This is a genomic window from Ruegeria sp. YKSD179 (genome assembly GCF_059612885.1).
This window is the reverse complement of the sequence record NZ_JBXWRL010000022.1, coordinates 22,414-36,977: the sequence shown is the minus strand read 5'-3', so window position 1 is coordinate 36,977 and position 14,564 is coordinate 22,414. Positions and strand designations below refer to the sequence as shown.

Annotated in this window: 10 protein-coding genes; 7 read left to right on the top strand and 3 right to left on the bottom strand. The window is 53.0% G+C overall.

All coding sequences use genetic code 11. The features are described 5' to 3' along the window. The first annotated feature begins 1 nt into the window (after nucleotide 1). Nucleotides 2-3,820, top strand: a complete 3,819-nt coding sequence (locus AC2FNE_RS12620) for an alpha/beta hydrolase (RefSeq protein ID WP_496805495.1) — start codon at nucleotides 2-4, stop codon at nucleotides 3,818-3,820. Between the two features lie 17 nt (nucleotides 3,821-3,837). Here the strand turns inward: AC2FNE_RS12620 and AC2FNE_RS12615 are convergent, their stop codons facing one another. From AC2FNE_RS12615 to AC2FNE_RS12605, 3 genes are all read right to left on the bottom strand, one after another. Next, a complete protein-coding gene (locus AC2FNE_RS12615; protein ID WP_170608631.1) occupies nucleotides 3,838-4,221 on the bottom strand; it encodes a carboxymuconolactone decarboxylase family protein in 384 nt (127 codons plus the stop codon). Between the two features lie 73 nt (nucleotides 4,222-4,294). Continuing rightward, entirely contained in the window at nucleotides 4,295-5,377 is a 1,083-nt protein-coding gene (locus AC2FNE_RS12610; protein WP_170608632.1) for an aromatic ring-hydroxylating oxygenase subunit alpha, read from the bottom strand. Next, nucleotides 5,374-6,261 (bottom strand): MurR/RpiR family transcriptional regulator, encoded by an 888-nt coding sequence (locus tag AC2FNE_RS12605; protein ID WP_170476676.1) that lies wholly within the window; start codon nucleotides 6,259-6,261, stop codon nucleotides 5,374-5,376. The genes AC2FNE_RS12610 and AC2FNE_RS12605 overlap by 4 nt, the downstream gene beginning before the upstream one ends. Before the next feature lie 65 nt (nucleotides 6,262-6,326). Here AC2FNE_RS12605 and AC2FNE_RS12600 point away from each other — a divergent pair, with 65 nt between their 5' ends. Genes AC2FNE_RS12600 through AC2FNE_RS12575 form a run of 6 tightly spaced genes read left to right on the top strand, consistent with a single transcriptional unit; the run spans nucleotide 6,327 to nucleotide 14,440 of the window. Continuing rightward, nucleotides 6,327-8,780 carry an FAD-dependent oxidoreductase gene (locus AC2FNE_RS12600; protein ID WP_496805494.1) on the top strand — a complete coding sequence of 818 codons (2,454 nt, stop codon included), beginning with the start codon at nucleotides 6,327-6,329 and terminating at the stop codon, nucleotides 8,778-8,780. Then, the gene (locus AC2FNE_RS12595; protein WP_254442655.1) at nucleotides 8,777-9,859 is read left to right on the top strand and encodes an alcohol dehydrogenase family protein; all 1,083 of its coding nucleotides are present in this window, start codon (nucleotides 8,777-8,779) and stop codon (nucleotides 9,857-9,859) included. The genes AC2FNE_RS12600 and AC2FNE_RS12595 overlap by 4 nt, the downstream gene beginning before the upstream one ends. Then, nucleotides 9,856-10,962, top strand: a complete 1,107-nt coding sequence (locus AC2FNE_RS12590) for a mandelate racemase/muconate lactonizing enzyme family protein (protein ID WP_170608634.1) — start codon at nucleotides 9,856-9,858, stop codon at nucleotides 10,960-10,962. The genes AC2FNE_RS12595 and AC2FNE_RS12590 overlap by 4 nt, the downstream gene beginning before the upstream one ends. Continuing rightward, nucleotides 10,959-12,065, top strand: coding sequence for a mandelate racemase/muconate lactonizing enzyme family protein (locus AC2FNE_RS12585; protein WP_496805493.1), 1,107 nt, complete (start codon nucleotides 10,959-10,961; stop codon nucleotides 12,063-12,065). The genes AC2FNE_RS12590 and AC2FNE_RS12585 overlap by 4 nt, the downstream gene beginning before the upstream one ends. Further along, nucleotides 12,062-13,165: a mandelate racemase/muconate lactonizing enzyme family protein gene (locus AC2FNE_RS12580; protein ID WP_496805492.1), complete on the top strand. Its 1,104-nt coding sequence runs from the start codon at nucleotides 12,062-12,064 to the stop codon at nucleotides 13,163-13,165. Before AC2FNE_RS12585 ends, AC2FNE_RS12580 begins: the two co-directional genes overlap by 4 nt. Before the next feature lie 3 nt (nucleotides 13,166-13,168). Then, nucleotides 13,169-14,440 carry an aspartate aminotransferase family protein gene (locus tag AC2FNE_RS12575; RefSeq protein WP_496805491.1) on the top strand — a complete coding sequence of 424 codons (1,272 nt, stop codon included), beginning with the start codon at nucleotides 13,169-13,171 and terminating at the stop codon, nucleotides 14,438-14,440. Nucleotides 14,441-14,564 lie beyond the last annotated feature (124 nt).

Below are 14,564 nucleotides of genomic sequence, written 5' to 3'. Positions count from 1 at the left end.
CATGGGACATCCCAAGGGCATAGCGGATATTCTGCCTTTGACCCCATCACAGAAGGGTATGTTGTTTCATGTTGTCGATCCCGACAGTGTTCCCGGTGCTTATGTGGCTGTGGTATCGTGCACTCTTGAAGGTCCGCTTAACGCCGAACGATTGCGTTCCGCAATGCAGAAAGTTCTGGATGCACGTGACGCGCTGCGAACAGGTTTTGTGTGGGAAGGTATCAAACAACCCGTTCAGATCGTTAAAGAAAATTCCGCCTTGCCTTGGCGCCAGCTGGATTGGCGAGGTTTTGATGATACTGATACCCGACTACGCGATCTGGTACGGTTGGAACAGACCCGGCGGTTTGACCTTAAGTCTCCACCGCTGATGGCAGCGACACTCATTCGTGTTACTGACACCTCATGGCGACTTTTGTGGACAGTGCATCATCTAATCAGTGATGGCTGGTCCACCCAAATCGCACTTCGAGGCACCTTAGAAAATTACAATGGTATCCCCCATTCACGCAAGCAGCCCCCTGGGTTCAAAAATTATCTTAGCTGGCTGAACAAACATCCGAACCTGACCGACACAAGCTTTTGGACCGAACAGTTCAAGGGTCTAGAAGAACCTTGTCTTCTTCCGCAAAGCGATGCATCCCAAAGTGGATTGGTGCAAGAGTGCAAATCTGTGTTCCTGGGTGATGACCTGCTTACACAGGTCAACAACGTTGCACGCAAATTGAAAGTTACCAGCAACACGGTCTTGTCAGCGAGTTGGGCTTTGTTAATGCGCCACTTGTTGCAGCAGGACGATGTAATATTTGGCACGACTACCGCTGGCAGACCTGTGGATATTCCCGGAATTTCCGAAGCCGTCGGTCCATTCATTAACACGTTGCCAGCGCGCGTGAAAATTGACCCATGGCAAACTGTAGAAACTCTGTTGCAAAGTCACGCCAAGGCAGAAATTGCGCGGCGCGAACATGAGTTTGCTTCGTTGGCCGAAGTTCAAGCCTGTGCCCCGTTTCCAGCGGGGACAGCTTTGTTCGACACGTTGTTTGTCAATGAAGGTGTTGCCCAGGAAAATTTTGATGTTGGTGATATTCGATTATCCAACCTTAGAACTGTCCAGCACAGCTCTTACCCTCTTGCTCTTTTGGTGACACCCAACGGACAGTTCAGAGCAGAAGTATATTTTGACCCAAACAGGTTAAGTGTCGGGGTCGACGAACTACTTTCTTGGTATGAACATGTACTGTCTGAAATGGTACGCGACCCCAAGCTCCGTATCAGAGAAATCTTCCGTTCCCGACAGGTACCTGAAATCGTACCCTACGATCCAAACTATCAAGACGTTGTACAGCGGATTTTGAGTCATGCGAAGGCAGAACCCAACGCCGCGGCCGTTTCTGATGAAAAGGGGACCCTAACCTACTCCGAACTTTCCTTTCGGTCCCGGCAAATCGCCTGGGCCTTGAAACAATCCGGCGTGGGCCCTAGCGATATTGTTCCTGTTGCCGTCTCTCGAGGGTTCGAAGCGATAGCGGCTTTTATCGGTATCATGATGACAGGCGCGGCCTATGTTCCGTTGGACATGAACTATCCGACGCGCCGTATATCGCAAATACTTGAGGCTACCTCTCCACGTTTCATTGTCACCAGTTCCACTTGTCTCGAAAACCTGCTGCCGAATACGGCAAGCATAATTTTGTTTGATGGGTTGGATACAGCGATTGACGACACCGAAAGTGTTATTGGCCAGCGAGCCTACGTCATGTTCACATCTGGTTCGCAGAACCGCCCAAAGGGCGTCGAGATCACTCGGAACGCGTTAGCCATCTCAACATCTGCGCGCGAAGCTGTTTATAGAGCCCCGCCAGAGTCGTATTTACTTCTTTCATCTCTAGCATTCGACAGCTCGGTAGCAGGCATTTACTGGACACTGTCTACTGGTGGGCACCTTGTCATTGCGCCCCACCGAGTTGAACAGAACCCGACAAACTTGGGCAAATTGATCCGACATCATCGAATTACTCATACTTTGTGTCTTCCGAGCTTGGCACAAGCCTTGCTAAGCACAGTCGAAAGACGAAGCCTTCACAGCTTGCGTGTTTTGATTGCAGCGGGCGAGGCGGTACCTGCTGCATTGGTCGCCCAGTGCAAATCCGTGTTGCCAGACTGCCGAATTGTCAATGAGTATGGACCGACCGAAGCAACCGTGTGGTGTACGTCTTACGACACCACCGAGTGGAACGGGGAGGATAACGTGCCGATTGGCACCGCTATTCCCGGTACCTGGGTGGGCATCGTGGACCAAGACGACAACACGATCCCAGAGGGTAAAGTAGGAGAAATCGTTGTAGCTGGCAGCACAGTGGCAAAAGGTTATCTTGACGACCCGGCCCAGACTCAAGATCGGTTCTTTGCATTGGGTCCGGACGAAATACCGGCCTATCGAACCGGAGATCTGGGTATCGCGGATTCGTCGGGAAGCATTACGTTTCTGGGTCGAAAAGACAAGCAGGTCAAAATCCGGGGACACCGTATCGAGTTGTCTGAAATCGAAACTGTCGCCCGCTCGGTCGCTACGGAAACGCGCATGGCAGCACTGGTATTGGACTATGGCGGAGTTCAGGCAATTTCTGTTGCGGTCGAATGCCCTGATGGTGACCCTTTGTGCAATCAGGTCAAACAGACAATCGAAGAGACACTGCCCGCGCAATTTCATCCTAGATCCGTCAGGGGGGTTGCGTCGTTCCCCAACTTGCCCAATGGGAAACTGGACGAACGTGCATTGGCAGAGCTACTAGAAAATTGGTCTGAAGTACCTTCTGGCGCACCTCCCCAAGATGACTTGGAAAGAAAGATTGCTGACCTGTTTAGTGAAATCCTAAAGGTGCCCTACCCCGCGCGGGACGCAAATTTCTTTGATCTTGGCGGAGACAGCCTCATAACACTCAAAACTGCTGCCGAGGCGAAAGAACGAGGCATTACATTCGAGCCGATGGACTTGTTCAGCTTTCCAACTGTGGCCGAATTGGCAAATCGCGTTCGAGTCGCAGATGCAGGTCGACCCAGCCAAGAAAAATGGAAAGTTTATCACGCAGCCAATCAAGGTGGCGACAAAACCCCTGTGGCTCTTGTTCATTGTCTGATGCCGTTTTTCAAGCATGTCGCGGAAAACTTAGGGCCAGATCACACTGTCGTTCACATGCCCGGCCACCGCCTGCCGAGAATGCCGGTACCTTTTGACAAGTCGCTCGAAGATTTGGCGGATGAGGCTATCGCCACGCTCAAAGATGTTACCCCGGACAAGCCAATCGTGTTGTGCGGATTTTCGGCTGGATGCGCTTTGGTCTTGGCGGTTCTCAAACAATTGGGTCCCGACAAAGTTGCGGGATTGGTATTACTCGACCCTCCTTACAAAATGATAGGGGCTGAACCCTCGCTGCAACCATTGTATTACCGGACATACAAGCGGTGGAGGTACATGTTCCGTCGCGCAAAGCATGCCCGAAAAGCCATAAAATCGGTACCTCAGGCGAAGGCGCTGATGGCCAGTGAAAATTGGACTGAAGAGCAGAGAATCGAAGCTGTTTCTTTAGCTTACGGCTTAGCAATCAACGATTTCGAGGTGCCACGCTTTGATGGAAAGACCCACGTTTTTCTGACGCCGGGCAATCCTGCAATGACCAAGGGCGACGTCCTTGATACCCATCTGACAAACAAGACATTGCACCGAGTAGAGACAAAACACCGGCAGCTGTTGCGACTTCCAGACTCACAAGCACTCATTTCTGCGTGCATCAAGTCCGTGATAGACGAAAACACCTAAGCCTTGCCCGAGGAAATCTAGTTCTTTTCTTCAATGACTTTGCGAGCCACTCGAAAGCACTCCAGCGCTTGTGGGACACCGCAATAGATTCCGATGACATGAATTATTGCTCGGATTTCATCAACGCTGACGCCATTGGTAATGGCACCCCGGCAATGGATTTCCCATTCGGTCATTTTTCCCAAAGCACCGATCATAGAAAGGTTCATCATCGACCGCGTCTTTGCGTCAATGACATCGTCGCCCCAACCAAATCCCCAGCACCAGGCTGTCATTGCTTCTTGAAAGGGTCGGGTAAAATCATCTGCTGCGGCCAGATTCTTTTCGACATATTCGGCACCTAGCGTTGCCTTGCGTTGTTCAAGACCTGCAAGAAACAGGTCTTCGTCAAATAAGCTCATTTCTTATTCCCTTTTTCGCGAAAGTTATGCGATTCCATAGGCACACTGGGTTTGATGGGGTTTTCACGCGATATCACACGCCATCGACAGCTTCGCGCATCCACTTCTGTAGGTGCATGACCGGATGTTCAGAATTTACGCCCCCGTTGGGATCGATCACAAGCGGACCCGGTCGGTACCCACGCGAATGCAGCCCGCGCTGAACGGATTCCACAAGGCGAATGTCCTCTTCTACCGTGGTCGCCCTGTCCTGTGCCGCCAGTTGCCGTATCTTCGGATCGTCGATGCCGTCGACCGAGTACCAACCCCGCCAGACCACGACATGATCGGCGTCCACCGCCCGCCAGTGATAAGTGTTTAAAACATTCCCAGGGTAGACTTGAAAGGAAAACATTGGCCATAGAAACCAACTGGAATATTCGTCGAAATGTTTAAAACCAGACCTGATATCGTATGTCATGTTTTCAAGGCTTTGGCACTCAGTCGTATGACGCAAGCACATCCCCTGAGGTTGAATGTCATAGGTTTCCGGCTTGACCACTCCATTTGCGAAAGTCGGGTGGTTTAATGAACAGTGGTAGCATTCTGAATAGTTTTCGACCGATACTTTCCAATTGCAGAGTTCAGGAATTTCCACCCACTCCAGCGGCTTTAAATCTGCCCAGTTTGGAACCCATTCTTCAAGCTCAGCCCGCGCATTCGGAAACCAATCATCCATTGGCGTTGCGTTGGGGTCAAGATTGACAAATACAAACCCCAAAAACTCTTCGGTCCGAACTTCGTTCAAGCAAACAGTTGATTTGTCGAAACCTTCTACGGCTTTGAGGTTTGGACCAGCACGCAGTTCGCCCGTTAGTTCGTAAGTCCAGGCGTGATAGGGGCATACAACAACGCGAGTAGTTCCGGTGCCACTGACCAGTTGATGTGCCCTGTGCTGACAGACATTGTAAAACACCCGTATTTTGGAATCACGCCCGCGAATAGCAAACAGGTCCTGCCCCGCTACTTCGAACGCTACGTAAGCTCCCGGCTCGGCCAGCTCAGAGGCGTGACAACCGAACTGCCAGGTACGTGCAAGCAGACCATCATTTTCAGCCCGGAAAACAACCGGGTCCGTGTAGTAACGGGCTGCAAGAGATTGAATTGGTGCAGTCACGTTTCCTCCGAATGATAAAGTCCTAATTGATGGCGGCGCTTGTGAAAAGTTTCGACCCTCTCGACGATCTCATCGCTCGAAACAGCGATCACAAAGGACAACAATGTTTCCAGCAACGCTATCGTGCTAACAGAGGATGGGAAAAACTGCGGCGTGTCAGCCGAAATGACAAAGCCATGTTGGGTGTTTCGCAGAACAGGGCTGGCCGGACTGTCAGACAGGCCAACTATAGTCATTCCCTGCTGGCGTGCTACCTCAACCGCTTTAACGACCTCATTTCGATATGGCCTGCAGGTCATTGCAATCAGCACATCACGTTCGTCAGCCCAAGCCAGATCATCAATCGGATTGGACCCTGGGCGAGGAATCGCGTGGAATTGCACCATTCCAGTCGAGGCCAAATAAACAAAGTTTCTCGCGTTCGAGTTATTCACACCAACGCCCAAAACGAAAACGTTGCGCGAATTCCAAATATCCTCTGCCGCGGCCCTGAGTTGTTCGGCAGAAATGCTGGCAAAGGTTTCTTCGACGTTGCGAAGGGCGTCCTGAACCATATCCGCGTATAGGCCGCCCATGTTTCCAGACTTTCGAATGTCTTGCAGCCACCGGGCGCGCTCTGGGAAATCCGCCTGCCCTCTCCGGATCGCTTCGCGAAACGGAACGCGGAAATCGTCGTAACCATCAAACCCTACCTGCCGAGCCATGCGAACGATGGTGTTGGGCTTTACGTTTGCGGCTTCGGCAATTTCCCGCACGGTAGAAATGCCCACATCCCGTGGATTCTCTAGCACGTATGTAGCTGCTTTACGGGCTTCGGGCGTCAACTCCGGCAGTTCGTCAGCTAACCGTTCGAGAATCGAATTTGATACATTTGTCCCATTCATGATTGACGATGGTATTTTTGTTTGCTTACGGTGTCGAGAGAAAATCGACTCGAAGGAGTGATCCGATGACATCTGAATTCCCGACCCACGCGCGTGTGGTTATCGTGGGTGGCGGCGTCATGGGTGTCGGCCTTGCCTATCACCTCGGGCACGAGGGCTGGGGTGCGGACACCGTCCTGCTGGAAAAGGCAGAGTTGACGAGCGGAAGTACATGGCATGCGGCAGGCCAGATCACGCATTCCACATCCAGCTTTGGTTTGGGAAAGTGCGTAGACTACAACATTGATCTCTATTCCGGCAAACTCGAGTCCGAGACGGGACAAGCAGTTACTTGGCATGGTTGCGGTTCGTTCCGGTTGGCCTATACCGAAGACGAAATGGACTGGTTGCGCCACACGCTTTCCGTAGGTCGGTCTCTTGGTTTCAACATTGAACTGGTCGGCCCTGAACGGATCGCAGAGTTGCACCCATTCTACAATCTTGATGGTGTGTTGGGCGCGCTGCACACACCCGACGACGGCCACGTCGACCCAACCAATGTGACCATGGCGATGGCCGCTGGTGCCCGCCAAAAAGGCGTTCGTATAATCCGCAATTGTCGTGCCACGAATATTACCCAGTCTGCAAACGGCGAGTGGATCGTAGAGACGGAAAAAGGCACGATTGCGTGTGAACATGTGGTCAATGCAGGCGGCACATATGCGCGCCAGATGGGAGAATGGTCCGGGTTGCAACTGCCTATGACATCGATGACACACCACTACTTTGTAACCGAACCGGTGCCCGAGTTTGAAGGTCTGGACAAGGAACTTCCTGTAATCCGAGACGACAAAAAAGTTTCGGGTTATATCCGGATGGAGCAGAAGCGCGGATTGATTGGGATCTACGAGAAAGAAAACCCGAATTCAGTCTGGCACGATCATTGCCCCTGGGACTATGAAAACTGGTTATTTGATGCGGATTACGATCGCGTAATGCCGTGGCTAGAAGAAAGCCTGAACCGCATGCCCATCTTTGCTGAACTTGGCATTCAACGAGAGGTGCATGGCGCGATCAGTCACCCGCCCGACGGCAACCCATTGATAGGCCCAGCGCCCGGCGTACGGAACTATTGGTGCTGCTGTGGCACTCAAATTGGCATAGGCTGGGGGCCGGGTCTAACCCGCGAATTGGCCAGATGGATGGTTCACGGTGCCGCCGACATTTCCATGCGCGAATATGATCCGCGCCGCTTTGGCACCTACGCAGATAAAGAATGGCAAGTGACCAAGGCGCACGAGGACTATTGCCTCCGCCACGAAATCCCGTTCCCGCATTTTAACCGGCTTGCCGGGCGGCCGATCAAACCATCTCCATTGCATGAGCATTTGAAATCCAAGGGCGCTGTGCATGAGGAGGTCTATGGGTTCGAACGACCCCGATGGTTCGCGCGTAACGGCGTGCCTCAACAAGATAACTATTCCTTTCGGCGCAACGTAGTTGACGAAATGGTTGGGCGAGAGGTCAAAGCTGTGCGTGAACGGGTCGGAATAATGGACGTGACCGCGTTTACCAAAGTCGAAGTATCAGGCGCCGACGCATATGCTCTACTGGATCGTCTAACGGCTAACAGAATGCCACAAAAAGACGGGTCAATTACATTGACGCATATGCTGAACCGCCGGGGCCGTATCGAACTAGAGACAACGATCGTACGTATGGCTCACGACCGGTATTACCTTGTTTGCGCAGCCTTTTTCGAGCAGCGCCTGCTAGATCATTTGGAACACAATCGCGTGGATGAGGAAGTGACCGTCAACTCGCTGTCCGCCGAATGGTCGGCCCTTTCATTGAATGGACCAAGGTCGCGCGACGTCCTAAGCGCCTGCACTGACGCAGACCTTAGCAATGCGAGCTTCCGGTGGCTTTCAGCGCAGGAAATCAAAATCGCCGGTCACACTGTTTGGGCGTTTCGCATGTCCTACGCAGGTGAGTTGGGTTGGGAACTTCACATGCCAAATGCGTTGTGCATGGATGTTTATTCAGCTTTGCATTCTGCTGGGCAAGCTCACGGAATCGTGGACTATGGCAGCTTTGCCATGAATGTTATGCGCATGGAAAAAGGCTTCAAAGGCGCCGGGGAACTAACCAACGAGGTCACATTGGCAGAAGCTGACGTGCTGCGATTTGCACGCACGGATAAGGACTATCTTGGGCGAGACAAGACTCTGAACACCAATTTGCCGTGGGTCTGCGCCTATCTGGAAATCGAACCTGACGGAGCGATTGACGGTCATGGCGGCGAGGCTGTTCTTTTCAAAGGTCGTGTTGTTGGTTCAACTGCTTCAGTAGTCTATGGCCACAGTGTCGGTAAGATTCTCGCCTTTGCCTATATTAAGCCCGAAGCGGCCAATGCGGACACCGAATTGCAGGTTCTCATTCATGGCACACCCAGATCGGCAAAGGTATTGGCGCAGCCAGCTTACGATCCTGAAAGTATTTTACCCCGCGCTGATGCAGCGATGGAGGTTGCTCAATGAACTTGCCAAATACGATGCGAGCTATGGTCACGATGGGCCACGGAGATCTGGATCAAATGGTCTGGCACGAGGATTGGCTGCGTCCTACCCCTGGCGCGGACGAGGTTTTGATACGTGTCGGGGCTTGCGGGCTGAACAACACGGACGTGAACACCAGATCAGGTTGGTATTCTAAAACTGTCAGCGACGCGACAACCGGTGGTGCCTTTGAAACCGTCGGTCAGGATGATCCCACGTGGGGTGGCGCTCCTTTGACATTTCCAAGAATTCAAGGGGCAGACGTGTGCGGTGAAATCGTAGACGTCGGGGAAGGCGTTGACGCTGAACGGATAGGTCAGCGCGTTATCACCGACTGCTGGCTTCGCGACCCTGCTGACGTTTTGAACAAGGACAAGACCGGATATTTCGGTTCCGAACGAGACGGTGGTTTTGCCGAGTTCACCACAATCCCGGCGCGCAATGCGTTGGCAGTTAATTCGCCTCTTTCGGATGCTGAATTGGCGACGTTTTCGTGTTCATACTCCACAGCAGAGGGCATGTTGACCCGCGCTCGTGTATCGAATTCTGACACAGTCCTGATCCCCGGCGCATCAGGTGGCGTTGGTGGGGCGTTGGTGCAACTGGCAAACCGGCGCGGCGCTCGGGTCATTGCAATGGCCTCCGAAGCCAAGCATGCCGACGTGGCGCAATTGGGTCCGGATCACATTCTGCCCCGTGCTCCCGCCGACTTAAGGCATGCATTAGGCGACGAAAAAATCACTGTTGTCGCCGATGTCGTGGGCGGTCCTTACTGGCCAAATCTGATCGATGTGTTGGAGCGCGGTGGGCGGTACACCTGTTCGGGCGCTATCGCTGGTCCAATCGTCGAATTCGACCTAAGGACATTCTATTTGCGAGACCTAACATTCACAGGGTCCACCGTGATCGATCCAGAAGTGATGCAGAATTTGGTAAAATACATCGAGGCTGATCAGGTCAAACCTGTTCTGGCCGCGACATACCCTTTGAAAGACCTGAAAGAAGCTCAAACCGAATTTATCGCGAAGAAACATACGGGAAACATTGTGGTGCTCCCATGAAAATAACGCGTATCCGCATTTATCAAACGGGGTTACCTTATGTTGGCGGGACCTATTGTTGGGGTGGGGGGAATGCGTTTGATACTGCCACTGCTTCAGTAGTCGTTATTGATACTGATGCAGGTCTTCAAGGTTGCGGAGAGTTTACACCTTGCGGCGAAAATTACATGGTTGCTCATTCAGAAGGTGTCGTCGCCATCGCACGTTTGATCGCTCCGGCACTGCTGGGTGAGGACCCGCGACAGGTTGGTCGGATTGAGCAACTGATTGACACACTGGTTCAAGGCCACGGTTATGCAAAATCCCCATTTGATGTCGCCTGCTGGGACATCTTGGGGCAAGCCTGCAATCAGCCATTATGGATGCTGTTGGGCGGTAAGCTTACGGATGGCGCTCCGATGTACCGAGTAGCACCCCAAAGAGAGACGGCACAAACGATAAAAGAAATGAACCTATATCGCGATCAGGGATACAACCAGTTCCAGATAAAAGTGGGTGGCGATTGGTCTAGTGATATCGAACGTATTCGCGACATTGTACCACTGCTTGAACCCGGAGAAAAAGCGATGGCGGACGTCAACCAAGGTTGGCGTGTGGACAATGCGATCAGGGTCGCCCGCGCGACTAAGAGTCTGGACTTTATTCTGGAACAACCCTGCCGCACCTATGAGGAATGCCAACAAGTACGCCGCGTGGCCGAACAACCGATGAAACTGGACGAATGTCTTACCGGCATGCATGTGGCGCAAAGAATTGTCGCGGACCGAGGCGCTGAAGTCTGTTGCCTTAAAATATCGAACCTCGGTGGGATCAGCAAAGCCCGACGAGTTAGGGACTATCTGATCGAAAACCGCGTACCCGTGGTCAGCGAGGACACATGGGGCGGAGAGATCACGACTTCGGCAGTGGCGCATTTTGCGGCTTCCACTCCACCCGATTACCTGCAGAACACGACCGACCTCATGAACTACAATACCCGCTCCACCGGGATTGGCGGTCCAGTTGCGCGCAAGGGAAAGCTATATGCAACGGACACTCCCGGTTTGGGTGTTCGACCTGATTTCACCAGTTTAGGCACTCCGGTGGCGGAGTATGCAGCATGAAGATCAAGAGTATCTCCGTATACCAACTCGACCTGCCTTTGGAACATCCTTATTGGCTGTCTGGAGGGCGACTGAAATTTGAAACCCTAGATGCGACACTGGTAAAGGTCGAAACGGATTCAGGGCTGATCGGTTGGGGCGAGGGCACGCCATGGGGCCACACATATGTCCCGGCGCACGGCCCGGGCATTCGAGCCGGAGTTGAAACAATGGCTCCGTTTATCCTTGGACTCGATCCCCGTAAGGTCCTGCAAGTTGAACGCGCGATGGACGCCGCATTGCCGGGCCATCTTTACGCCAAAAGCCCCATCGATATGGCTTGCTGGGACATTGCCGGACAGGCTGCGAACCTGCCGATTGCCGATCTGATGGGAGGCGGGTCTCGGACCCCGCGCCCTATTGCTTCGTCTGTCGGAGCAAAAACCATTGACGAAACGCGAGCGGTCATCGAGCGATATCGTAAGCGTGGCTACGTCGCCCACTCGGTGAAAATTGGAGGCGATGTCGAGCGTGACATTGCCCGCATTCGTGACGTCGAATGCATCCGCAACCCGGGTGAGATTATACTTTACGACGTGAACCGAGGCTGGACCCGTCAGCAAGCCTTGCGGGTTATGAGTGCCTGCGCAGATTTGAACGTTATGTTTGAGCAACCCTGTGAAACGTTGGACGACATCGCCGCCATCTCAGGCCATCATGCGTCGCCCGTTTCAGTGGATGAAAGCCTCGTGACTTTACAAGATGCAGCTCGAATTGCTCGTGATGGTTTGGCAGAGATATTCGGGATCAAATTGAACCGCGTTGGTGGGCTGACCAAAGCGGCCCGGATGAGGGACATCGCCCTCGCCCATGGGATCGATATGTTTGTTATGGCGACAGGCGGAACCGTTCTGGCCGACACCGAGGCCTTGCATCTGGCAGCCACTATCCCTGATGAAAACTGCCATGCCGTTTGGGCCTGTCAGGACATGATTACGGTTGAAATTGCTGCAGGGCGCGGCCCCCGGAACCGGGATGGGCATTTGCATCTGCCGGAAACACCGGGTTTAGGTGTGCATCCTGACGAAACCACCCTGGGCGATCCGGTTGGGGTTTATCGATGAAGATTAGCAAAATATCCTTATGGTCTTTGGATCTGACAAGCCACGAAACCTACTACATGGCCGAAGGCAAAACTTGCGACACTGTCGAAAGCCACGTCCTGTGCCTTGAGACTGACACAGGCCATCAGGGGTGGGGAGAAGTGTGCCCAATCCCACGTTATTTGCCAGCCTATGCCAAAGGTGTGCCTAGCGCAGTATCCGAAATGGCCGAAGGCTTGCTTGGAGTGGAGCCGTTAGGTGTCGACGCTGTAATGCGTTCGCTTGATGCTTTGCTGCCGGGACATTTCTATGCCAAGTCGATCGTCGACATTGCGTTGTGGGACTTGTTCGGACGTTTGACAGGGTTGCCGCTGTACACCCTGTTAGGAGGTCGCACACGAACGGACATGCCGGTCTACCATTCGATCACCTGCATCGAACCAGATGAAATGGCAAGGATCGCGGCATCCGCATTTCAAAGCGGAGTACGTCAATTTCAGGTAAAACTTGGAACAGATGCAAACTGGGAAGCAGATGCGGAACGCCTGATCAAGGTTCGTGAAACAGTTGGTTCTGCGCCGTTGGTTTATGGCGACTGGAACTGTGGCGCCTCTCGACTTCATGCAACACGTACCGGCCGAGCGGTGGCTCATCTGGACATCATGCTGGAACAACCTTGCAAAACTCTGGAAGATTGCGCTGCAGTGCGTCAGGCCACCGGGCTGCCCATGAAGATCGATGAAAACGCTTTTGATACTGACTCTTTATTGCGCGCATCGGAATTGGGATGTCTGGACGCGGTTGCATTAAAACTGTCCAAGTTCGGTGGCCTATCCGTCATGCGTCGCGCCCGCGATCTCTGCGTTCACTTGGGCGCTGAAATATGCGCTGAATGCACTTGGGGTTCCGATATCGTTACCGCCGCATCATTGCATTTTGCCGCCTCAACACCGAAGGGTTCGTTGCTCAACACCTGTGATCTTTCCTCGTATGTTTCGCCCCGTCTTTGCCCAGACGCGCCGAGCCGCAATATGGGCAGAATAGCACCGCCCGAGGGAGCAGGGTTGGGTGTTACTCCTGACCGCGACCTTTTGGGGTCGCCCATAATTGAATTGGTCTGACAAATGCAGAAAATCAGCACACAAGCCGAATGGATCACGCGGGCTCAACATGTTCTGCCTGCAGGCGGCTTTGGCAATTTCGATCCTGAGATCATTATAGCGAAGGGCGAAGGCAGCCGCGTCTGGGATGAAGATGGGCAGGAATACATCGACTATCTCATCGGATCAGGGCCGATGCTTTTGGGTCACGGCCACCCGGAAGTGATGGAAGCCGTACTAGAGCAACTGCCGCTGGGCATGACTTTTTTTGCCAACAACCGTAAAGGGATCGAATTGGCCGAGGCGATCATTGAAGCCGTTCCATGCTGTGAGCAAGTGCGATTTGTTGCTTCGGGCGGTGAAGCAGACATGTACGCAATCCGCCTAGCGCGTGCCTATACCGGGCGCGACAAAATTTTGAAATTCGAAGGTGGGTATCACGGGATGAGCGCTGAGGCGCAAATGAGTCTGGCCCCGGCTGAGCGCGCAAACTTCCCTCAAGCGGTGCCCGACAGCGCCGGCATACCGCAGGGCGTCGCGGATCAAATGTTGATTGCGCCTTTTAACGATCTCGAAGCGGTTGCAAACTTGTTATCCGAAAACACGGACATAGCAGCCATTATCGTCGAGCCGCTGCAACGAATTGTACCTGCTGAAGCCGGCTACTTGCAGGGTTTGCGCGCGCTGTGTGACAAACATCAGGTTCTTCTTATTTTTGACGAGATCGTCACTGGATTTCGTTTGGCTTACGGCGGCGCGCAGGAGCGGTACGGTGTGATACCGGACATCTGCACTCTTGGTAAAATTATTGGTGGTGGCTTCCCGTTAGCCGCTCTGGGCGCAAGTACAGAGATCATGCAACATTTTGATAAAGCTCAAGTTGGGGCCGACAAGTGGTTGATGCAACTTGGCACTCTTTCAGGCAACCCAATTGCAGCCGCAGCCGGCATAAAGACAATGGAGGTCTTAAAGCGCGATGGAACCTATGACCGATTGCGTGCGGTTGGAGGGGCGTTGCAGGATATGCAGTCCGATATTCTGGCGAGTGCAGGTATCGCACATCAAATTTGTGGCGACGAGACGCTGTTTGACGTTTATTTCTCAGACACGCCGTGCCGGGATTACCGATCAGCCGTTCACGATGACCCCGCCAGGGGCGCTCTTTACAACAAGATTCTGCGCGAAAACGGAATTTTCAAGTCGCCCGGGAAATTATACCCCTCGCTTGCAATCTCGGATGACGATTTAGAACAAAGTCGCGAAGCATTTGAAATCGCAACAAAGGCGCTGTGCTAGACCAATCGATACGGAATTAGAAACCCTTGAGCTTTCGTCTGGTTGTGTTGGCACACTGCTGAAGCGGCCTTCGTTGGAGCCAAGCAAAAAGAGTATTTGATCCCGCCTGTATGTCCGGCCAGTC